Origin of the sequence: Desulfotomaculum copahuensis, assembly GCF_001655685.1 — a bacterium.
Lineage (GTDB): Bacteria > Bacillota > Desulfotomaculia > Desulfotomaculales > Desulfovirgulaceae > Desulfotomaculum_G > Desulfotomaculum_G copahuensis.
This window is the reverse complement of record NZ_LYVF01000127.1, coordinates 1-20,811: the sequence shown is the minus strand read 5'-3', so window position 1 is coordinate 20,811 and position 20,811 is coordinate 1. Positions and strand designations below refer to the sequence as shown.

The following is a 20,811-nucleotide window of genomic DNA, read 5'->3' as shown; positions in this document are numbered from 1 at the left end:
CCGAACTGGCCTGCGTTCATAGAAGTGCCGCCGAACTGGCCGGCCTGACTGGCAAGCTGGCCGGAACCCCACTGGCCGGCGGAGCTCATACCGGTGCCTTGCTGGCCGCTATATCCATAGGCGAAGCTTTGCGCCGGCTGCAAGCGGGAACTTAAATACTGGCCGGTGCCGTAAGTAGTGCCCAGGCCGCTCAGGTTGCCGTACTGGGCGGCACCGGCCTGACCGCTCCAGCCCTGTTGTCCGTACAGGTTGCTCTGAGAACCTGCACCACTGTATGCCAGCCCGTAGCCAGTGCCGGTTTGGGGGTTGCCAAACTGGCCGGAAACGTTGGATTGGCCGGACCATCCGGCTGGAATATAACCAGTCTGTCCTGACCAGCCGGACTGCATCTGGTGGAACTGACCGGGGTTGCCGAACTGGGAATAGCCGGTGGTCATTTGACCGCTGATTTGTTGGGCCATGCTGTTCACCTGATTGATGTCCTGGTGCAGGCGGCTGGCCATGTAATTTATGCGCTGTAACTGCTGGGCGGCGTTTACCTCTTTTTGCTGTAACTGTTGAAGCTGGCTGGAATTCATTTGTTCAGCCTGTTGCAACTGGCTGCAGATTTGGGAAATGTTGCCTACTTCATCACGCAGCCGTTGAATTTGTTGCTGCAGTTGACCGATCTGAAACTGGTACATATTGCTTTCCCCCTAGCGTTTATTTGCCTTGCGGCTCTGAGAATAGATTTTACTTGTTATTCCAGATTTATTACTGGTAGATAAAGGATTATTTGCGGTGCACTGCCGAAAGCACGGGGATATCTCCCGGTTGTATGACTAATCCTTGAATATGCCGGCCGGCGGCTGTTAACAACAGGCTGTGGTTTAAAAAGTACAGGGGGGCATCACGAACTATTTGTTGCAGCGCGTCATGGTATATTTTCGCCCGCAGGACGGGATCCGCCGTACGTTGGGCGGTGAGTAGCAGGGTATCCACCTCCCGGTTGCGGTAATGACTGGCATTCAGCCCGCAGGAAATCTGCGGCGATGCCAGCAGGGCATAAAGGAAATTATCCGGGTCCCCGTTGTCCCCGGTCCAACCGTAAACAAAAGCGTCTCCTTCTTCCCGGTAAAGGGCCTTTTTATATTCTTCCCAGGGATAGGCTTTGATGCGGCAATGAAAACCGGCCCGCTCCAGTTGTCCGGCCAGCGCTCCGGCCAGTTTTTCCCCTCCGGCGGGATTATAAAGCCGGGAGCCGGAATAAGTGATCATGGTAATGTTTATTCCGTCCGGGTAGCCCGCGCCGGCCAGATCCTGCCGGGCCTTTGCCAGGTCGAAGGAATACTGGGCCGGACTGTTTGCCTGGCCCAAAACGCCCGGGGGCAGGGGGCCGGTGGCGGTAACCGCCTGTCCGGGGAAAAGTGCCGCCGTTATTGCCGCCGCGTCGATTGCCCGGCAGGCGGCCTCTCGCAGCCGGGGATCACTGAAAGGAGCCTTGTTGGTGAAAAAGCCCAGGTAGCTTATGTCCAGACCGGTGGTGCGCAGGATTTGAAACCCCCGGCCGGTTAATGCCGGCAGATCTGCGGGCGAAACATCCTCTGCCACATCGGCCCGCCCGTTTTGCAGTTCCTTCAATCTTTCCGCGCGATCCGCCACCACCCGGAAGATTACCCCGGGTAAAGATGGTTTTGGTCCCCAGTAAGACGGGTTGGCCGTCAAAATAATTTCCCCGCCCGGCTGCCAGCTTTGAAACATAAGGGGGCCGGTGCCCACCGGGTGCACGGCGAAGGCGGGGCCGTATTTTTTAACGGCCGCCGGGCTGACCACCGGTGCCGCCAGGGGCATGGCCAGGTTGTGCAGAAAAGGGGCATAGGGGTATCTCAAGGTAAAACGCACCGTCAAATTATCCGGAGCATCCACCGATTTAACCGGGCCGAAAACAAAAGTGGCATACGGGGACGGCGCGGGCACTTGCTCGGAGAGCAGGCGCTCCACGCTGTATTTGACCGCTCCGGCGTTGCATGGTGTACCGTCTTGAAAAGTGACGCCTGGACGCAGGTGGAATGTCCACTGCAGTCCATCCGGAGAAATGTCCCAGCTTTTGGCCAGACATGGTTCGATTTCGGTGGTTCCCGGCTTAAACCTGACCAGGCCTTCAAAAATATTGGCCAGCACCTGCGCCGAAGCGTGATCGGCCGCCCGGGCCGGATCAAGTGTGACGGCGTCTGCCGTCCGCAAATAAACCAGGTAACGGGATTCACCCTCCCCCCATTGGAGCCAGGAAACCGGAATGACCGGTTGAATGCCCTGGATGTAAAAAAGCCAGAGCGAAATCAGCAAGGCGGCACCGAACAGCAGTCTGGAATACAGCTTTTGCATGTTCTTCCTCCAAACCGGAAGTAATCAATGCTGTATAATTCTTCAAGAATCAGGAAATACCTTCCATAAATCTCCTTGGCTTCTTGAAATATACTCAGCTTTTTAATTCAGTTTTTATCGCCCGCCGCCGGACGGAGGCGGCGCATGAACCAACGGGCGACATTTTGTGGGATATACAATGCTCGATGCTTCAGCAGCGGCGGGAGGGTAAAATCATGCATAAATTATGCTTTTGTGGTATAATGAGCCTGTTGGAACGGGCCTGCAAAGGAGTCTCATAGCCTGACAATACAGCGACTAATACAACCAGAGGTGGAATACGTGGCGGGAATCCGGTTCGGTCCGGCGGGAAACCCTCCTTCTTTTCAAACCGCCGGTCATAAAAGCTCTTTGGATATGCCGGCCTGGTTGAGGGCAAGGGGATTGAACGCTTATGAATACCAGTGTGTCAGAGGTGTGCATATCGGCGAGGGAACGGCCCGGCAGTTGGGCCGTCTGGCGGCGGAAAACGATATCCGTCTGAGCATTCACGCCCCCTATTACATTACTCTCGGTACCGCCGATGACGTTTTAAAGGAAAAAACAACCGGGCATCTTTTGAAGTCCATGCAGGCGGCCAACTGGATGGATGCGGCGGTGGTGGTTTTTCATCCCGGTACGGGGGCGGGGGAGGACCGGCGGGAAACCCTGCAGCGGGCAAAAAAACTGCTGGGGGAAATATTGCAACAAGCCCGGGAGATGGGGTTGGCACAGATCAAGGTGGCTCCGGAAACAGCGGGGAAGCCGGCACAACTGGGCAACCTGGAGGAAGTGCTGGAGTTGTGTGACTGCGGTCCTCAGGTGGTGCCGGCCATCGACTTCGGCCACCTGCACGCCGCCAGCGGAGGCGGTTTTACCGGCGAGGAAGCATTTATGGCCGTGCTGGACCGGGTGGAGGCGCATTTGGGCAGGGAAGCGGTGCGTCATTTACATATACACTTCAGCCCGATTGAATTCACCCGGGCCGGGGAAAAAAGACACCGTACCACTTTGGAACCGGGGTTCGGCCCTGATTTTGCCCTGTTGGCCCGGTTATTGGTGAAAAGGGAACTGGAACCGACCATAATTTGCGAATCGTACGACCGGCAGGCTGAAGACGCCCTGGTTTTCAAGCAGTTATATGAAGAGATGAAGAATGCGGATAAATAACCGCCGGTGTCCGTTGCCTGTTCTTTTCAGTGTGCCGGTGCTTTGGTGCGGAACTGGAGATAATGAGCCGTTCACCGCGGCTTCCACGGATAAATCCATAGCTTTCACTCCGCCACCCGGGATGGTAAAAAGTTTTGTTTGCCATACTTTCAGCCATTCGCCGTTCGGAGATGCAGGGGGCGGCTTGCCTTTCGCGGGGCGCGGAAACAAATAAGGCGGGGCATGTGTACGCCCCGCCTTGATTATTGAGCCGGCAGCGCTTTTCCGAACCCCCCTGCCGGGCGGCAGCCGGCGCGGTTTTGAGCGGACTGCTTCGCCTCCGTGCCGGGAATGCGCCTTCCGTCAAACCACCCCCGGTTGTTTTTCCGTGCGGAATATTATCTAATGAGTCTCCACGTCCTGCGCCCCGTGCCGGCGCAGCACCTGGGCCGCATCATTGGCCTTGGTTTCGTCGCAGCGCACGGAAACCAGGATGTTTCCCTGTCTTACCTTTTCTTCATAGAAGCGGCTGCGCTCCGCCGGGATGCCCCAGTCGATCAACCCGCCGGCAATGCCGCCGGTTGCCGCTCCGGAAAGCAGTCCGGCAATCGGCCCGGCGGCAATAATCGGGCCGATGCCGGGAATGGCCAGCGCACCCGCGCCGGCCACCAGACCGGCCAGACCGCCCAGCACTCCACCGGTAGTCGTGCCATCGGTTATGGTGTCGCCGCCCATAGTGGGCGCACTGTACTGGTTGTGACGGTTATCCCGCGCGTTGTCTTTGGCCACGATGGAAATATCCCGGTCAAACCCCTTGCCCCTTAATTCGCTGACCGCCTGTTCGGCCGAGTCCCGGGTACTGAAGGTGGCCAATACGGTTCTTGCCATAAACAAAAACCTCCTTTAGGCAGTTTACAATGCAATCCTATCATCCCAACATGAGTTGATATTTATTCAGGCAAAAGGTGGAAGATAAAAAGTCAAACCGGCTATTTATTTTTTCCCGGCTTTTGTTATAATATTACTTGTTGTTTTCAGGCTGAAACAGGAAAGGAAGGGGGAGACCAAGTTGTTACCAACCCCGAAAAAGTTTTTTTTAACGGCTGCCGGCGCGGAAGGGGACAGCAGTCTGACTGCATTTGACAATGCCCTGCTGGCCGGGCGTATTGGCAACATCAATCTGATCCGGGTGAGCAGCATATTACCGCCCGGTGCCGAGTACGATCCGCAGTTGATAATCCCACCCGGTTCACTAGTACCAATCGCTTACGGTTATATCATCAGCGGGGAGCCGGGTGAGTTGATTGCAGCCGCCGTAGGGGTCGGTTTTTCCGCCGACACTTTTGGCGTGATCATGGAGTTTTCCGGCCGTTGCGGCCGGGATGAAGCGGAAGCGCGCATTAAGGGCATGCTTCAGGAAGCCTTTCTTTCCCGGAAAATGCCCCTGGTGGACATTAAAATCGCCTCGGTGGAGCACCGGGTGAAGAAGATCGGTTGCGCCCTGGCGGCAGTGCCTTTGTGGTATTAATTGACGGGAGGTTCCCTGGATGAGTATGAATTGCTGGTTTACTGAATTGCAGACGCCGGATCTGACCATCGGCTGCCGGGTGAGAAAAATCCTGCACCATGAAGTAACTCCTTTTCAGCGCCTGGCGGTATACGACACCGCTCAGTTCGGACGGATGCTGACGCTGGATGATGTTATCCAAACCACCATCGCAGACGAGTTTGTTTATCATGAAATGATCACCCATGTCGGCCTGAATGCACATCCCAATCCCCGCCGGGTGCTGGTCATCGGCGGAGGTGACGGGGGGGCGGTGCGGGAAATCATCAAGCATCCTTCGGTGGAAAAGGCCACTCTGGTGGAGATTGACGCCGCTGTGATCAAGGCGGCCAAAGAATATCTGCCGGAAATCAGCTGCGCCCTGGATGACCCGCGGGTAGAGGTGCTGGTGGAAGACGGCATCAAGCATGTCAAGGAGCACCGGGACAACTATGATATGATCATTGTGGATTCCACCGATCCGGTCGGTCCGGCCGTCGGTTTGTTCGGTGCGGATTTTTACCGGGACGTCTTTGCCGCCCTGACGGCGGACGGGCTCTTTGTCGCCCAGACGGAGTCGCCCTTTTTCAACCGGGACTTGATTCCCCGGATCATTAAGGATGTAAGGGACATATTTCCGCTGGCCTGTTTATACCTGGCCTGCGTGCCCACTTATCCCGGCGGGCTGTGGAGTTTTACCATGGGCAGCAAGAAATATGATCCCCGGCAGGTGGATGTAACTGCTTTGCCGGATCTGGCCACCCGTTATTACAGCCCGGCGGTGCATCAAACCGCTTTTGTTCTGCCTCCTTTTGTAGCGGAACTGGTGCAGGAACGTTAGCAAGGTGACCGGAATATGCAGAATGTAGAAAAATACTCCGGATTTATGGGCTGTGTTGAGGATTACACCGCCGCCTCCCTGGTTTTGCTGGGGGCGCCGATGGACTTTACAGTCAGCTTCCGGCCGGGTGCCCGCTTCGGTCCGGAGCAAATCCGCCGGGTGAGCGTGGGACTGGAGGAATACAGCCCGTCGCTGGACCGGGATTTGTCCGGGTTTGCTTATTATGACGCCGGCGATGTTTGTCTTGTTCCCGGCCGGATTGAAGCCAGCCTGCACCGGATCGGACGGGCGGTGGGACAGGTCATGGCGGACGGCAAGTTTCCGCTGCTTTTGGGCGGGGAGCATCTGGTCACCCTGCCGGCGGTGGAAGCAACCACCCGGTATTTCCCGGAACTGGCGGTGATCCATTTTGACGCTCATGCCGATTTGCGCGATGACTACCTGGGCGAGCGCCTTTCCCACGCCACAGTGATGCGCCGGGTGGCGGAGGTGGTTGGCGGAAAGAACATCTACCAGTTCGGCATCCGTTCCGGCACCAGGGAAGAGTTTGCTTATGCGCGGGCGCAGACCAACCTTTTCCGGGGGGAAATCATTTCATCCCTGCGTCAGGTGCTTGAACGGCTGAAAGGCCGGCCGCTTTATATCACCCTGGATATAGACGTGCTGGATCCGGCCTACGCTCCGGGGACGGGTACGCCGGAACCCGGTGGCTGTACACCCGGGGAGATATTCACCGCCCTGTACATGTTAAAGGATCGCCAGATTGTGGGCATGGACCTGGTGGAAGTCTGCCCGGCCTGCGATCCCACGGAAAGCACTGCATTGCTGGCCGCCAAGCTGGTCCGGGAGGCCATCCTGTCCTTTGCCCGGACATGCGTTTAGTAAATCAAGCTTCCATAATAAATCCGCTCTTATCAGTGCATCAAATCCGCCGTAAAACACCAGCTGGACAATCAGCCGAAAATTTTTGCCCGCCCGTGAAAAATTATATTTGACATTTTACCGTACTTTTTGTATACTTAAGATTGTCAGCGGCGGAAGCAAGCGCCGGGACAACTGAATCAGGAGCTGTGGTGTAGTGGTCTAACATGCCGGCCTGTCACGCCGGAGATCGCGGGTTCAACTCCCGTCAGCTCCGCCACATTTTGCCACGGTAGCTCAGTTGGTAGAGCAGCGGACTGAAAATCCGCGTGTCGCTGGTTCGATTCCGGCCCGTGGCACCAAGCCGGCCAAACATACTGGACAAAGACAATTTAACAAGTTATAATTATTGTGTGCGGAAGTGGCTCAGTGGTAGAGCATCGCCTTGCCAAGGCGAGGGTCGCGGGTTCGAATCCCGTCTTCCGCTCCATTTGATCCGGCGACATAGCCAAGTGGTAAGGCAGAGGACTGCAAATCCTCCATTCCCCGGTTCAAATCCGGGTGTCGCCTCCATTTAAATGCTAACTGGCGATCCGTAAGGGTGGCCAGTTATTATTTTTGCCCCCCGGGAAAGAAACGGCAAGGAGTTGTGGCCAGGGCTTGCCCGTTTTACCAGACATGATGCCCGTCCAGGTGCATAGTAAATTACACAGATTTTCCATACTTCTTCCATACCGGCGCCGTATGTTGAAGGTATTATAAAAGTGCGAAGGGGACCGGCGCCGGGACTCCAAGCAAAATCATTTAAAGTGAGGGAGAAGTCAAATGCGCAAAGTAAATTTGTTACTGGTTTCGGGATTGCTTGTTGGTTCTTGTTTCCTTTCCGCACTGCCTGCCCTGGCCGATACCGCGACTGCGTCCACCCCACCCAATGCCGGGTACATTGCACAAATCAAACAGTTGCGTCAGCAGGACAAATCGCTGTACGATCAGTTACAAGGCCTGAGGAAAAGCATTGTTGAACAGCGCAAAGTGGATTGGCAGCAGAAAAATTATACCGCCCTGTTAAATGCGAAAAATGATCAGATCGCTATGGAAAACGATTTCAATACTGCGTATGCCGACCGGCTGACATTGCGAAAAGATGATATTCAGCTGCACATAGACCGCCAAGCAAAAAATAAACAAGGAGTCGCTGCTGACTTGCAAAGCATAATAACGGATTTACAAAACCAGATCGGTGCCCGGCAGCAGCTTATAACCGATGCCCAAAAGATCCTGGCTGATTTGGGCGGAAACGCCGGGGTTACTGCGGGCGGCACCGGTGCTTCAACGACTTCCTCCGGTATGCCGTCTGTTTCCCAAAACCAGTAGCAAGGCACCAAAAAGACCACCGTTAAAGCGGTGGTTTTTTTGATTGCATCTTCGGCAGTTCGGACACGAAAGGCTGATAGCTCCTGACATCCGGGGGATGTTGGGCAATGACTCCGGGCCGGTTACAACAAATGACGTTGCCGTTGTACAAACAGTACTGCGATGAGGCGTGGGCGATACTCAGCGCCGAAATGCTGCTGGGCGGGGTATCCTTGGATGTGTGGTTAACACGGGGAATGAGTATCAAATCAGGAAACGGAGGGCGGCCACGGTGGCAACACCGGCCAGCATGCTCCAGAGGGGGTTTTTGCTTATCGCGGCCACCAGTATGGCCAGGACGGCGGCGGGCAGGTAGATGTTAAAACCGTTCACTTCATGATGGGTGAGCACCGGCGGCACGGTCATGGCGGCAAAGACGCCCACGGGAATAAACGACAGGCCGCGTCTCAAACGCGGTCCGAAATTAATCATGCCGCCGAACCACAAAGGTGGGAACCTGGTTAGATAAGTCACTGCGGCCATACCCAAAAACAGTAAATACAGACTACTCCGCATCGATTAACACCCCCAGCAAAAAAGCACATAGTCCGCCGGTGATGATGGCGCCGGTGGTGCTCCAGTATATCTGCGCGCACAGGGCGGCGGCCGCGGAGAGCAGGGCGGCCAGCAACAGTTTCCGGTTGTTTATTTGCGCCACCAGCAGGCCAAGAAAGGCGCCGATAAAGGCGAAATCCAGACCGAACTTGAGCGGGTCGGCAATCCAGGCGCTTAATATAATGCCGAGCAGGGAACTGAGCACCCAGGGCACGAAGACGCCCAGACCGGCGCCGAGAAAATAACCGGCGCTGCCGTAACCGCGGCTGAAGGCCTGAATGGTTACGCCGTAGCTCTCATCCGTCAATCCACAGGCCAGCAAGGCCAACGAGCCCCGGTTCAGTTTTTTCAGGTGAGGTCCCAGGGACAGGCCGTAAAGCGCCTGGCGTAAATTGATTAAAAAAGTGGTCAATACAATCACCGGCCCGCCGGCCCCCTGGGCAATCAGGGAAAGGGCGGCAAATTGCGAAGAACCGGCGAAGACGAGCACGGACATGGCCAGGGTTTCCGGAATGTCAAGGTGCGCCGTGCGGGCCAGAATGCCGTAAACCAGTCCGTAGGCGAAAACGCTCAGGGAAAAAGGGGCGATCCCTTTCAATCCTTGAATGATGCCGTCTTTCGAAACGGTCATTTTTTTCATTTCCCTTGTATGTTATAGTTAATCAGGTGTATGTTATAATAAACATAGCATGTTTTCCAGAGGAGGTCAATAATGAAATGGAAGAACTGAACCGGAAAATCGGCCGGAAATTACGCCGGCTCAGGACCGCCCGGGGATACAGCCTGGAGCGTTTGGCCGAACTGACCGGCGTCAGCAAGCCGATGCTCGGGCAGGTGGAGCGCGGCGAGTCCAATCCCACGGTGGGCACCTTGTGGAAGATTGCCAGCGGTATGGGTGTGCCGTTTTCAGCTTTTATCGAGGAGTCCTCCCCCCGGGTGTCTGTGGTACGGGCGGCGGAAACCATGATGTTAACCGAGGATGCGGGACGGTTTGTGGTCTCCGCCATCTTTACGGCCCGCCCGGAAAGGCCGCTGGAGGTCTTTTCGGTGCTGTTGAGGCCCGGTTGCCGCCGGGAATCCGAGGCTCACGGGGAGGGAGTGGAGGAGTTTGTAACCGTATACCGGGGAAGGCTGTTGCTTCAAATCGGTGACGCGGAGTATCACCTGGCGGGGGGGGACTCGATCTGCTTTGCGGCCGGCTGCGCACATGTTTATATAAACCCTGATGAACAGGATTGTCAGGTTTATATGGTGATTACCTATCCAGTCCGGTAAAATTCCTGCCAGCGGCGGGGAATTTTTTTATTGACCGGGCTGCAAAACAGTATTATAATCAAACAAACATTTAAATGTTTTAGTGAGGGGCGCCGATTATGACTCACCGGGTGGAAAAGGATGTCTGTGAGGAATATTGTTTTAATGAAGAAAAGGTTCAGCGGTTGCGCCAGGAAGTGGAACGTACGGCTGGTCTGGCGGACATTTTCAAAGCGCTGGCCGACGATACCCGGCTAAAAATTGTTTATGCCCTGGCGCGGGAGGAATTATGCGTTTGTGATGTGGCCAATATCATCGGGGCCACTGTGGCCGTGGCTTCACATCACCTGCGCTTTCTGCGCGCCATGGGGTTGGCCCGCTACCGCCGGGAAGGCAAGCGTGCTTATTATTCCCTGGATGATCAATGCGTGGCCACCATCATCGGCGTCGCCCTGGAACATTACCGGCACCGGGGCGCGCCCGCGGGTAATGCGGGCACCGAATGAAAAGAATGACGAAAGAGGAATGACAGTATGAACGGATTGTCATCCCGGGCTGCAACCGTCCGGGACGCGGATGAGGCAAATGCCGGCCGCCCGACATTGGCGGACGGGCAAAAACGGACGGTGTTGCACCTGACCGGCCTGGACTGCGCCGATTGTGCGGCCAAACTGGAAAAGCGGATCAACTCGTTGCCGGAAGTGCTGCATGCCCGGCTCAACTTCGGCGCCTCCAGTTTGACTCTGGAACACAACCGTCCGCTGGAGCGGGTAATCAAAATGATCAGGGATTCCGGGTATGATGCCGTTTTGCCGGAGAGCGCCGGTCAAATGAGCGTTTCCCGCCTGCGTCTGACCGGCCTGGACTGCGCCGATTGTGCGGCCAAACTGGCCAGCCGGTTGGGCGGCATGGACGGTGTGGGCGAGGTGGATTTAAATTTCGGCGCCGGAATTTTGACGATCAGCCACAGCATCCCGGTGTCTGAAGTAATCCGAATGATCAACGGATCCGGTTACGGTGCGGAGCCGGTGGAGGCAGTAAGCCGGCCGGCTCATGCCCCGGAGGGGTTTAAGGCCGGGCGGCGTTTGTTGTTGACCGTCCTCTGCGGGGTTTTTTTAGGTGCCGGGTTTATATTTTCGTTAACTGAATTACCGGCCGCTTACAGTATTGGCTTGTACCTGCTGGCCATAATCAGCGGGGGTCTTTATACAGCCATAAGCGGCTGGCGCGCTATAAAATCGCTCAGTCCGGACATGAATTTTTTGATGACCGTGGCCGTGATTGGAGCGGCCGCCATCGGCCAATGGTCGGAAGGAGCAACCGTTGTCTTCCTTTTTTCATTGGGCAACCTTTTGCAGTCATATACCATGGAAAAAACCAGGCGTTCGATCCGAGAGCTGATGGATCTATCTCCCCGGGAAGCGCTGGTCCGGCGCGGTGGACATGAAATGCGTCTGCCGGTGGCAGAAGTGATTGTTGACGACGTATTGATTGTCAGGCCGGGTGAACGGATCGCCATGGACGGCCGGGTGATCAGCGGTCTTTCCGCGGTAAACCAGGCGCCCATTACCGGCGAATCCATGCCGGTGGAAAAGGGTCCGGGGGCCACGGTTTTTGCCGGCACAATCAACGGAGAAGGCGCGCTGGAGGTCAGGGTCACCCGGCTGGCGCAGGACACTACTTTGGCCCGGGTGATTAACCTGGTGGAAGAAGCGCAGGCGCAGAAAGCGCCTTCCCAGCAGTTCATCGATGTTTTCGCCCGCTATTACACTCCCGCTGTGATTGGCGCCGCCGTCCTGGTGGCCGTCATGCCTGCTTTAATCTGGGGCCTGCCCTTTGTTCCCTGGTTTACCCGCGCCTTGATCCTGCTGGTTATTGCCTGCCCCTGCGCGCTGGTCATATCAACGCCCGTGTCCATTGTGGCGGCCATCGGCAGCGCCGCCCGGCGGGGGGTGCTGATTAAGGGCGGCGCCCATCTTGAGGCGGCCGGGTCGTTAAAGGTGGTTGCTTTTGATAAAACCGGCACACTGACCACCGGACGGCCGGAAGTAACCGATGTGCTGCCACTGCTGGCAGTCCCCGGCCCCAAAGGTGACGAAAATTTCGCTCCGTACCCCCCGTCACCGGACGGATGTAATGCGGCGCAGTCCCGCTTGCTGGCCATTGCCGCGGCGGTGGAAAGCCGTTCGGAGCATCCCCTGGGGCGGGCCATCCGGCTTCGTGCCGCCACTGCCGGGCTGGCAATACAGCCCGGCCGGGACTATCGCTCTCTGGCCGGTAAAGGAGCCAGCGCCGTCATAGACGGTCAAACTTATTATATAGGCAATACGCTTCTTTTCGAGGAATTGGGTGTATCCGCTGCGGCGGCGGCCGGGTGGATGGAACAGTTGCCGGCCGACGGTAAAACCGCCGTGCTGGTAGGTACCGCCACGGAAATGCTGGGCGTGATCGCTGTGGCCGACCGGGTGCGTCCCGGCACGCGCGCCGTCATCGACAGTTTGCGCCGGTCGGGTATTCAGCGGATTCTAATGTTGACCGGCGACCATGCGGCTACCGCCCGCGCAGTGGCCGGTCAATTGGGGGTGGACGGCTTCCGGGCCGGGATGCTGCCCCGCGACAAGCTGGATGCGGTGCGGGAATTGAAGGAGCAATACGGGAAAGTGGCCATGGTCGGTGACGGGGTCAACGACGCTCCAGCGCTGGCCGCCGCCACGGTGGGCATAGCAGTGGGCGGCGCGGGCAGCGACACCGCCCTGGAAACGGCGGATGTGGTACTGCTGGCCGGCGATCTGGCCCGCCTGCCTTACGCCATGCATTTAAGCCGGCGGGCGTTGAGGATTATTAAAGAAAATATATGGTTCGCCATTTTGATTAAAGCGCTGTTTATCGTTCTTACCTTTGCCGGTCTGGCCAATCTGTGGATGGCCGTCTTTGCCGACACCGGCGCGGCGCTGCTGGTTATTGCCAACGGAATGCGCCTGATGAGGGTAGGGGAGGCTTATTGAACGGGGCCGGTTGGCCCCGCCCCGCCGTTGTCATCCGGCTTCGGACGAACCTGACAGCGCTCCATATTGCGCGCGTACCAAAAGCCCGCCGGTGTTCCGGCGGGCTTTCAGGGTGGGGAGCTATTTAGTGGTTTCGCCGCCCCCGGCCCGGTTACCCCTGAGCTCGGTGCTCATCAGGTAAGAGACGACGGCTACCAGGATACCCAGGATAATATCATTCCACATGGCGTTGGTTACATGCTGGTAACGCAACACGAAAGGAGCAATGATCAACCAGATGCCAAAAACAACTCCCAGCCATCCGTATCTGGTCACTTCTTCAACCTCCTAAAGCTAAATTACAGTCTGTTCTTGCCTTGACTGATTTCTGCACTCTAGTGTAACCGGAATATTTTCATTATAAACATGCAGGCGGTTGATTTTCCCGTATACTGACCAGATCTTCTCACCATTAAGTAAAAATTTTTGATCAAAATAGCAGGAAGAAACAAAAGTGGGTAGAAATATATGTACTTGATGGAATAAATATCCAGAGACAAGGGGGTTGACTGGTTTGCTGGAGCGATACTGTCAATTGGTGGAGGAACTAAATTCCTTCAACCGGAATCAGATGGGCGACCTTTCCACCGAGGAAATCATGCACTACCTGGATCTGCGTTTTGAGCAGGAAAAACTGGCCGGCAAGTTGCAGGAGTTCCTGCCGGCCGCGCTGCTTCACTTGCAAGATCTGGTGGAACAGGCGCGGGAGGCGTTAAATGATGTACCGGCCGCTTTTTATCATCTTTATGGAGAGGATTATACGCCCGGGGAATCATTGTTCAATCTGATCCGGCTGACCGGATCACTGGAGAACAAACTGGAAAATGCGGTTGCCGATTGCAGCTTTTTGAGGGAGCAGTTAATCCCGGCAAAACCCGTTGTTGCCGGCAAAGAACAGGTGGACGTGGAAATGCCGGATTCCCCGCCCTGGCAGGAAGCAGAGGAAACCGGCGCTATGAACAGTGAAAAGGCCCGTCCCGCCCTGTTGCCGGTACAGGTCATGGAAGAAGTGGCCTGTGCCGGTGAAGCGGTTTTGCCCGCCCCGGTGGAACGGGACCATTCAGGTGAACCGGTCCGTGCCAGGACCGGTTTAAATGAAGTTGGCTGCTCCAACACTGTCCGGGAGCAGCAAAAGAATAACGGCAGAACGAAGCCGGAGGCTGGAATCGACGTTTCGCCGGATACGGTAAAAAAACTGGAAGCCATCATTCACCCCCGGCATCAGGCCGCTGCTTCCACTCCCGCGAAGCAGGAGAAGGAAAAGGGTGAAGGAAAGTATGCTGTATTAAAAATTACCTCCTCCGGCGAAGGTAAAACAAAAAATGGTAAAAGCAAAGAGCGCCGCCGGTAGCCGGGCAGTGCTTGTAATAGTGGCTTTAGATCAAAAAAGACGGGGCGGGCGGTTAATCCGCAAGCCTGCCCCGTCCTGTATACGGAGTGCCGGAAGATGCTGTTACTTTTCGCCGTTTTCCGGATCGTTCGGCGGAATCCTGTCAACCCGGCGCAACGGAGTTACTTTATTACGCTGTCCGGGCCTTTTAACTGGAATTTCTTCCTCGGTAATCTCCAGGTAAAAAACATTGTCCGGATAACAAAGCACTGTGACCAGGCCGCGTTCCGGTTCGGTCAGCCAAATGCCCTTGAACTCGAGCATTTCCCCCAATAAATCGATGCTTACTTTTCGCGGGCCGTCCAGTACTTCCAGTTCCCAGCCCTTGATGTTTACGACCACCGTTTTTTGCGGCCGGTTGTTCTCCATGTGCATACCTCCTCGCTTGACGCCGGTCAGTCGCGCCAACTACAAATATATCACATTCCATCAGGCGGTAAAAGGGACCCTGAAAAAACAGGCCCCCGCCGCCGGGACGGGGGCCCTCCAGGCAAATATTACCTCATTTGCTGCAGCCTGCGCACCCGTTCTTCAATCGGAGGGTGGGTGCTGAACAGGCGGGCGAAGGATTCCGCCGAAAGCGGGTTGACAATGAACAGGTGGGAAGTGGCCGGGTTGACCTGCATGGGTATATGCTGTGCGGCCCGCTCCAGTTTCAGCAGGGCGTTGGCCAGGCCGTCCGGACTGCCCGCGATCCGGGCGCCGGCGGCGTCGGCCTGAAACTCCCGGGTGCGCGAAATGGCCAGTTGAATCAGTGTCGCGGCCAGGGGGGCCAGAATAATCATCAGCAGGGAACCGATCAGCCCCATGGGGCTGTTGTCCTCTTCGTCCCGGCCGAAGCCGAAAATCATTCCCCATTGCAGCGCGTTGGCTATCATGGTGATGGCGCCGGCCATCGAGGCGGCAATGGTCGAAATGAGCACATCACGGTTTTTAACATGGGCCAGCTCATGGGCCAGCACCCCTTCCACCTCCGCACGGCTGAGCATCTGCATCAAACCGTCGGTGACGGCCACGGCGGCATGGGACGGGTTGCGCCCGGTGGCAAAAGCGTTGGGCTGCGGCGACGGTGTCCGGTAGACGCGCGGCATGGGAAGGCCGGCGCGCCGGGAAAGGTTGCGGATAATATCATACAGCTCCGGAGCCTCCTGTTCGGACAGGGGCTGCGAGCCGGTCATGGCAATGGCCACCTTGTCGCTGAAAAAATAAGCAAAAAAGTTCATGGCCAGGGCAATAATGAAAAACAAAACGGCGCCGGAATTGCCGCCCACCCACTGGCCGATGAAAATCATCAGAATGGTCAGCAATCCCATTAATAATGCGGCCCGGAAATTGTTCATGCCGGCAACACCTCCTGTAAATAACCGGCCACTGCATGGTACATTAATAATAACATGTATCTGCCAGCAGTCGGCAGAAAACAGCGACCGGTAAGGCGAAAATTACCACCTGCCGGTTCGCAGCCGGGACGTTTACACCGGCATGATCCCTCCCTCATCAAGTATGGCCAAATAAAGCACAATTCAAGTTCATTATAACTGAATTGCCACCGCCGTTCAAGAGGAAGGGGAACTTTCCGGTAATATATGGTACGGGCAATTGACAGGACAGCGCCGGCTGTGCTAAAATATTTATGCCTTGCCGGAGTGGCGGAACAGGCAGACGCAAGGGACTTAAAATCCCTCGGAGGGTTACCTCCGTACCGGTTCAAGTCCGGTCTCCGGCACCATGCGTAACCAAACAAAGGAATCCGGGCGGGTACCTTGTATCCAGGTTTACTTTAAGCAATCCCAGTTTATGCTGTTTGCACATACATGCATTATTGCGTAGGGGGATTTTTTTTAACGGAAAGTGCTACCGGCATAAAAGCCCGCTCCTTTGTTTTCCAGCCGCTGCTGCTGGACAGCGGCGGCAAAAGGGTATATAATATTGGCAATTTAAAAACGAGCTGAGTTGAGGATAGCCGAGCCGGGTGAGTGGAGCCGAGGGCAGGTTTGTTTGGGGAAGAAAACCGGGCTGTCCGCCTGGTTTTTTGTTTTCCGGCTGGTTAATGACAACAAAGGAGAGAGACGGCATGCGCATGTTGCTGATGGGGAACGGGGCCATCGCCCGGGGAGCGGTGGAGGGCGGGGTGCAGGTAGCGGCCGGCTATCCGGGCACGCCTTCCTCGGAAGTGCTGGGCACCCTGGCCGCACTGGCCCCTGACAAGAACATTTACGTTGAATGGTCGGTCAATGAGAAAGCAGCGCTGGAGGTTGCCGCCGGAGCCTCCTATGCCGGCGCGCGGGCTATGGTGACCATGAAACAGGTGGGACTGAATGTGGCGGCCGACCCGCTGATGACCCTGGCCTATATCGGCGTCAAGGGCGGTCTGGTGCTGGTGGTGGCCGACGATCCCGGCCCGCACAGCTCCCAGAACGAACAGGACACCCGCAAATTTGCCGCCTTTGCCAAACTGCCCGTGCTCGATCCGGCCACCCCGGCCGAAGCAAAGGAAATGGCCCGGCAGGCCTTCGCTTTGTCGGAGCAGTTGGCCCTGCCGGTGATTTTACGTCCGGTCACCCGGGTCTGCCACGTCTGCCAGGACGTGGCGGTGGATGAAAACGCCGCTTTTGCCGCGCCCGCCGGGCGGTTTGAAAAAAGCCCGGACTGGACCATTTTCCCCGGCCTGGCCGCCAAAAAGCATGTCTGGCTTAACCGGCAGCAGGAAGCGGCCCGGCAGTTGTTCAATTCCTCTCCTTTTAACGCCCTGTACGGGAGTAAAGATGAATTATCCCCGGCCGGTGTGATTGCCTGTGGCGTCAGTTTCAATTATGTGCAGGAAGCTTTGCAGCTGTCCGGCATCAGCCTGCCGGTGCTCAAAACCGGCACCCCTTATCCGCTGCCGGATGAGCCGGTACTGGCCCTGCTGCGTCGGGTGGACCGGGTGCTGGTGGTGGAGGAACTGGAGCCGGTGGTGGAAGAGCAGGTGATCCGGCTGGCCTGGCGGCATGGCTTACCGGTGCGGATTTCCGGCAAACACGACGGCTTCCTGCCCCGGGAGGGCGAATTCAGCGTGGACCGGGTGCAGCCGGTGCTGCTCGCCTGGCTTTGCGCAGACGGGGCGGCAAAGGGGGCGGCATCCGGGCCGGAGTTGCCCCGGAAGGAAGGTGAAGCCGGTGTGCACCGGGGACAGCCAGATCCGGCCGGGGTTGAAGCAGCAGCCGGTATCAGTGCGTCCACGCCGGAACCACCGCCCCTGCCAGTGCGTCCGCCGGTGCTCTGCGCCGGGTGCCCGCACCGGGCCTCCTTTTACGCTTTCAAGAAAGCAGCTGAAGGAAAAGACGCCGTCTTTACCGGGGACATCGGCTGTTACACCCTGGGCAACGCGCCGCCATTGAACACCGTGGACACCTGCCTGTGCATGGGGGCAAGCGTGAACATAGCCGCCGGACTCTACCGGGTGGAGCCGGAGCGGCCGCACGTGGCTTTCCTGGGGGACTCGACCTTTTTCCACACCGGACTGCCCGGGCTGATCAACGCCGTCTACAACAACGCCCGGATTGTGCTGGTGGTACTGGACAACCGCACCACCGCCATGACCGGTCACCAGCCTCACCCCGGGCTGGGGCGTACGGCCATGGGCGTACAGGGGAAAGAACTGGACATCGCCCGTCTTGCCGCAGCCTGCGGCGTGGAGTTTGTGCGCCGGGCCGATCCGTATGATCTGGAAGCAGCCATCAACGTAGCCGCAGAGGCGCTGGCCTTCCCCGGTCCGGCGGTGGTGGTCATGCGCCGGGAATGTGTGGCCGTGACTAAAAGTACGTCGCGGTGCCTTATTGATCCGGAAAAATGCCTGAACTGCCGCCTGTGTATCGAAGAATTGGGCTGTCCGGCCATTTTCCCCGGCCCGGAGCATCCGGAAATAAAAGGCCAGTGCAACGGCTGCGGGTTATGCGCGCAGGTCTGCCCCGCCGGGGCGCTCGAGGAGGCGGTAAAATGAGCCTGGACATAGTGATTACCGGCGTGGGTGGCCAGGGGAACGTACTGGCTTCGCGCATCCTGGCCCGGGCTGCCATGGCCGCCGGCCTGGCGGTGCGCACTTCCGAGGCCATCGGCATGGCCCAGCGGGAAGGCGTGGTGACGAGCCAGGTGCGCATGGGCGATCCCCTGTGGGGGGCGCTCATCCCGTCCGGCGGCGCCGATGTGCTGCTTGGTTTCGAACTGGCTGAAACGGTGCGCGGGTTGCCCCGGTTGAAACCGGGCGGGGTGGTCGTCGCGTCTGCGGCGGTGATTGTGCCGGTGACAGCGGCACTGGGGCTGGCCGCCTATCAAGAAGAAGACTTGCGTAATTACCTGCGGCGGAATGTGGAAAACCTGCACCTGGTGGATGCCGGGGCGCTGGCGGAAGAAGCCGGCCATCCCCGGGCGGTGAACACGGTTATGCTGGGCGCGCTGGCCGGGTTGTCGATCATGCCGTTTGATGCGGAGCATTTGTTGCGCACGGTGCTTGATATTGTACCGGCAAAATACCGGGGAATCAATAGCCGCGCCTTTGAGCTGGGCCGGCGGGCTGTGGGGGGATATTAAGATGGCTGTACCGGCCAGGCAAATTGATTATTTTGATTATGAGGCACTGTATGTACAGCAGGCGGTCAAACTGCGCGAAATGCTCCGGCGCGTTTACCGCAACTCTTCCTTTTACCGGAAAAAGCTGGACGAAGCGGGGATCGATCCGGAAAGCATCCGTACCATGGACGACCTGGCGCGGGTGCCTTTTACCACCAAGGACGAATTGCGCACCGGCTATCCCCTGGGCCTGATGGCCGTACCCGAGGATGCGGTGGTGCGCATTCATTCCTCTTCCGGTACCACGGGCAAGCCGGTCATTGTCCCCTACACCGGGCGTGATGTGGAAGTATGGGCGGAAATGATGGCCCGCTGTTTGCGCATGACCGGTGTCAACCGGCGTGACCGGGTGCAGGTCACCCCCGGCTATGGATTATGGACGGCGGGCATTGGCTTTCAGGCCGGCGTGGAGCGTCTGGGCGCCATGGCCGTGCCCACCGGTCCGGGCAATACGGAAAAACAAATTGAAATGATGCTGGACTTACATACCACCGTCCTGATCGGCACCTCCTCCTATGGCCTGCTGCTGGCCGAGGAAATCGCCCGGCGGGGTCTGCAGGAGAAGGTCGGCCTGCGCCTGGGGATCTTCGGTTCGGAACGCTGGGGCGATAAAATGCGCCGTCGTATTGAAAGCACCCTGGGTATTGATACTTTTGACATTTATGGGTTGACGGAAATTTACGGACCGGGTATCGGCATCGACTGCCCGGAGCACACCGGCATTCACTTCTGGAGTGATCACCTGCTGTTTGAAGTGATTGATCCGCATACTGGTGCACAGTTGCCGGCCGGGGAGGAGGGCGAACTGGTGATCACCACTCTGAGCAAAGAAGGGATGCCCCTTTTGCGCTACCGCACCCGCGATATCAGCCGGCTCATTTCCGCGGCCTGCCCCTGCGGCTCCCCCTACCCGTTGATGGAGCGTGTGCTGGGGCGGACGGACGACCGGATCAAAATAAAAGGGGTCAATATCTACCCCGGGCAAATCGAAGATGTGCTCAAAATGGTTGCCGGCGCCTGCAGCGAATACCAGATTGTCCTGACCCGGAAGGAAGCCAAGGATTACATGCTGCTCAAGGTGGAGGGACTGCCGGAGTACCCGCCGGCCGAAGTGGCCCTGGGATGTCAGCGCACAATCAAATCACGCATCGGAGTGCATTGCGAAGTGGAGGTGCTGCCCAGGGGCAGCCTGCCGCGCAGTGAGAAAAAGAGCAGGCGCGTTTTCGACCGGCGGGAGGAATGACGGCTTTACGCGCCCCGGGTGAAACCGGGGCGTTTTTTGTCCGCTTGCCCGCTTGTCCGGGCAACCGTGCGAATCCAGGTCACCCAGGCATTGATACTTGTCACCTTGTTGTATTCGTGCTATACTTTTTTTGGTTGGTTGATAAATCTTTTTTGTTCTCCATTATTTATTTCTGGAAATTAGTGATAGCCTTCACCATCACAAGTATTTTTTAATAATAACCCCGGACAATTCTTTCCATTACTAAATATTATCTTTTAAACCGGCTTTAAAAGAGGATTATGGCCGGTCAATGTCGAAGAAATTTTTTATGCCTGTAACCGGGTGAGGTTCCCGGCCTGTATTTTCATGCCGGCTTATAGATTTCTCGGAAGGGGTGATTGGGGAGAGGGAGGTTTTTCGGCAGCCTTGTTCGTGAGGGGACGAACAAAAAGTGGTTCCGGCGGAAATTTGTCACTGCCGGAGCAAAAAAGAATCATGAATCATGAATCATGAATCAGGGAACAGGAGGTTGAGTTATGCCCA

21 protein-coding genes and 5 tRNA genes are annotated in these 20,811 nt (G+C 57.1%); 18 read left to right on the top strand and 8 right to left on the bottom strand.

Annotated elements, in window-relative coordinates; all coding sequences use genetic code 11:
• Both A6M21_RS08020 and A6M21_RS08015 read right to left on the bottom strand, forming a co-directional pair.
• A partial coding sequence (locus tag A6M21_RS08020; protein ID WP_066667622.1) for a hypothetical protein occupies positions 1–683 on the bottom strand: 683 nt, incomplete at its 3' end.
• A gap of 88 nt (positions 684–771) precedes the next feature.
• Entirely contained in the window at positions 772–2,364 is a 1,593-nt protein-coding gene (locus A6M21_RS08015; RefSeq protein ID WP_078060503.1) for an ABC transporter substrate-binding protein, read from the bottom strand.
• A 396-nt stretch (positions 2,365–2,760) separates the two neighbouring features.
• Here A6M21_RS08015 and A6M21_RS08010 point away from each other — a divergent pair, with 396 nt between their 5' ends.
• A complete protein-coding gene (locus A6M21_RS08010) occupies positions 2,761–3,552 on the top strand; it encodes a TIM barrel protein (protein ID WP_078060505.1) in 792 nt (263 codons plus the stop codon).
• Between the two features lie 381 nt (positions 3,553–3,933).
• Here A6M21_RS08010 and A6M21_RS08005 read toward each other — a convergent pair whose 3' ends face one another.
• Positions 3,934–4,419 (bottom strand): general stress protein, encoded by a 486-nt coding sequence (locus A6M21_RS08005; RefSeq protein ID WP_066667620.1) that lies wholly within the window; start codon positions 4,417–4,419, stop codon positions 3,934–3,936.
• A 181-nt stretch (positions 4,420–4,600) separates the two neighbouring features.
• Between A6M21_RS08005 and A6M21_RS08000 the strand changes: the two genes are divergently transcribed.
• The 8 genes from A6M21_RS08000 to A6M21_RS07965 all read left to right on the top strand — a co-directional run bounded on the left by A6M21_RS08000 (position 4,601) and on the right by A6M21_RS07965 (position 8,153).
• Positions 4,601–5,059, top strand: coding sequence for a pyruvoyl-dependent arginine decarboxylase (locus A6M21_RS08000; protein WP_066667618.1), 459 nt, complete (start codon positions 4,601–4,603; stop codon positions 5,057–5,059).
• Between the two features lie 25 nt (positions 5,060–5,084).
• Entirely contained in the window at positions 5,085–5,918 is an 834-nt protein-coding gene (gene speE, locus A6M21_RS07995) for a polyamine aminopropyltransferase (protein ID WP_066667626.1), read from the top strand.
• A gap of 15 nt (positions 5,919–5,933) precedes the next feature.
• Positions 5,934–6,800 carry an agmatinase gene (gene speB, locus A6M21_RS07990; RefSeq protein ID WP_066667616.1) on the top strand — a complete coding sequence of 289 codons (867 nt, stop codon included), beginning with the start codon at positions 5,934–5,936 and terminating at the stop codon, positions 6,798–6,800.
• Positions 6,801–6,982: 182 nt separating this feature from the next.
• A tRNA-Asp gene (locus tag A6M21_RS07985) sits at positions 6,983–7,059 on the top strand.
• A 6-nt stretch (positions 7,060–7,065) separates the two neighbouring features.
• A tRNA-Phe gene (locus tag A6M21_RS07980) sits at positions 7,066–7,141 on the top strand.
• Positions 7,142–7,194: 53 nt separating this feature from the next.
• A tRNA-Gly gene (locus tag A6M21_RS07975) sits at positions 7,195–7,269 on the top strand.
• Between the two features lie 8 nt (positions 7,270–7,277).
• Positions 7,278–7,352, top strand: a tRNA-Cys gene (locus A6M21_RS07970).
• 252 nt (positions 7,353–7,604) lie between these two features.
• Positions 7,605–8,153, top strand: a complete 549-nt coding sequence (locus A6M21_RS07965) for a hypothetical protein (protein ID WP_066667614.1) — start codon at positions 7,605–7,607, stop codon at positions 8,151–8,153.
• A 243-nt stretch (positions 8,154–8,396) separates the two neighbouring features.
• Here the strand turns inward: A6M21_RS07965 and A6M21_RS07960 are convergent, their stop codons facing one another.
• Together A6M21_RS07960 and A6M21_RS07955 are read right to left on the bottom strand one after the other, a co-directional pair.
• Positions 8,397–8,708 (bottom strand): AzlD domain-containing protein, encoded by a 312-nt coding sequence (locus tag A6M21_RS07960; protein WP_066667611.1) that lies wholly within the window; start codon positions 8,706–8,708, stop codon positions 8,397–8,399.
• Positions 8,698–9,378: an AzlC family ABC transporter permease gene (locus tag A6M21_RS07955; RefSeq protein WP_161486034.1), complete on the bottom strand. Its 681-nt coding sequence runs from the start codon at positions 9,376–9,378 to the stop codon at positions 8,698–8,700. Before A6M21_RS07955 ends, A6M21_RS07960 begins: the two co-directional genes overlap by 11 nt.
• 86 nt (positions 9,379–9,464) lie before the next feature.
• Here A6M21_RS07955 and A6M21_RS07950 point away from each other — a divergent pair, with 86 nt between their 5' ends.
• The 3 genes from A6M21_RS07950 to A6M21_RS07940 all read left to right on the top strand — a co-directional run bounded on the left by A6M21_RS07950 (position 9,465) and on the right by A6M21_RS07940 (position 13,006).
• Positions 9,465–10,022 carry a helix-turn-helix domain-containing protein gene (locus A6M21_RS07950; protein WP_066667607.1) on the top strand — a complete coding sequence of 186 codons (558 nt, stop codon included), beginning with the start codon at positions 9,465–9,467 and terminating at the stop codon, positions 10,020–10,022.
• Positions 10,023–10,120: 98 nt separating this feature from the next.
• A complete protein-coding gene (locus tag A6M21_RS07945) occupies positions 10,121–10,507 on the top strand; it encodes an ArsR/SmtB family transcription factor (RefSeq protein ID WP_066667605.1) in 387 nt (128 codons plus the stop codon).
• 27 nt (positions 10,508–10,534) lie between these two features.
• On the top strand, positions 10,535–13,006 hold the full coding sequence (locus A6M21_RS07940) for a heavy metal translocating P-type ATPase (RefSeq protein WP_161486033.1): 2,472 nt from the start codon (positions 10,535–10,537) through the stop codon (positions 13,004–13,006).
• 120 nt (positions 13,007–13,126) lie between these two features.
• Here A6M21_RS07940 and A6M21_RS07935 read toward each other — a convergent pair whose 3' ends face one another.
• A complete protein-coding gene (locus tag A6M21_RS07935; protein ID WP_066667604.1) occupies positions 13,127–13,321 on the bottom strand; it encodes an SPW repeat protein in 195 nt (64 codons plus the stop codon).
• A gap of 238 nt (positions 13,322–13,559) precedes the next feature.
• Here A6M21_RS07935 and A6M21_RS07930 point away from each other — a divergent pair, with 238 nt between their 5' ends.
• Positions 13,560–14,396 carry a hypothetical protein gene (locus tag A6M21_RS07930; protein WP_066667603.1) on the top strand — a complete coding sequence of 279 codons (837 nt, stop codon included), beginning with the start codon at positions 13,560–13,562 and terminating at the stop codon, positions 14,394–14,396.
• Positions 14,397–14,498: 102 nt separating this feature from the next.
• Here A6M21_RS07930 and A6M21_RS07925 read toward each other — a convergent pair whose 3' ends face one another.
• Both A6M21_RS07925 and A6M21_RS07920 read right to left on the bottom strand, forming a co-directional pair.
• Complete coding sequence (locus A6M21_RS07925) at positions 14,499–14,804, bottom strand: hypothetical protein (RefSeq protein ID WP_066667601.1); 306 nt, start codon at positions 14,802–14,804, stop codon at positions 14,499–14,501.
• A gap of 128 nt (positions 14,805–14,932) precedes the next feature.
• Complete coding sequence (locus A6M21_RS07920; RefSeq protein WP_066667599.1) at positions 14,933–15,775, bottom strand: zinc metalloprotease HtpX; 843 nt, start codon at positions 15,773–15,775, stop codon at positions 14,933–14,935.
• Between the two features lie 300 nt (positions 15,776–16,075).
• Here A6M21_RS07920 and A6M21_RS07915 point away from each other — a divergent pair.
• The 5 genes from A6M21_RS07915 (at position 16,076) to A6M21_RS07895 (ending at position 20,501) form a co-directional block, all read left to right on the top strand.
• A tRNA-Leu gene (locus A6M21_RS07915) sits at positions 16,076–16,164 on the top strand.
• 345 nt (positions 16,165–16,509) lie between these two features.
• A complete protein-coding gene (locus tag A6M21_RS07910; RefSeq protein ID WP_078060502.1) occupies positions 16,510–18,417 on the top strand; it encodes a thiamine pyrophosphate-dependent enzyme in 1,908 nt (635 codons plus the stop codon).
• Entirely contained in the window at positions 18,414–19,004 is a 591-nt protein-coding gene (locus tag A6M21_RS07905) for an indolepyruvate oxidoreductase subunit beta (protein ID WP_066667597.1), read from the top strand. Before A6M21_RS07910 ends, A6M21_RS07905 begins: the two co-directional genes overlap by 4 nt.
• A 1-nt stretch (position 19,005) precedes the next feature.
• A complete protein-coding gene (locus tag A6M21_RS07900) occupies positions 19,006–20,286 on the top strand; it encodes a phenylacetate--CoA ligase family protein (protein ID WP_066667595.1) in 1,281 nt (426 codons plus the stop codon).
• Positions 20,283–20,501, top strand: a complete 219-nt coding sequence (locus A6M21_RS07895) for a hypothetical protein (RefSeq protein ID WP_066667592.1) — start codon at positions 20,283–20,285, stop codon at positions 20,499–20,501. Before A6M21_RS07900 ends, A6M21_RS07895 begins: the two co-directional genes overlap by 4 nt.
• The last annotated feature ends 310 nt before the right edge of the window (positions 20,502–20,811 follow it).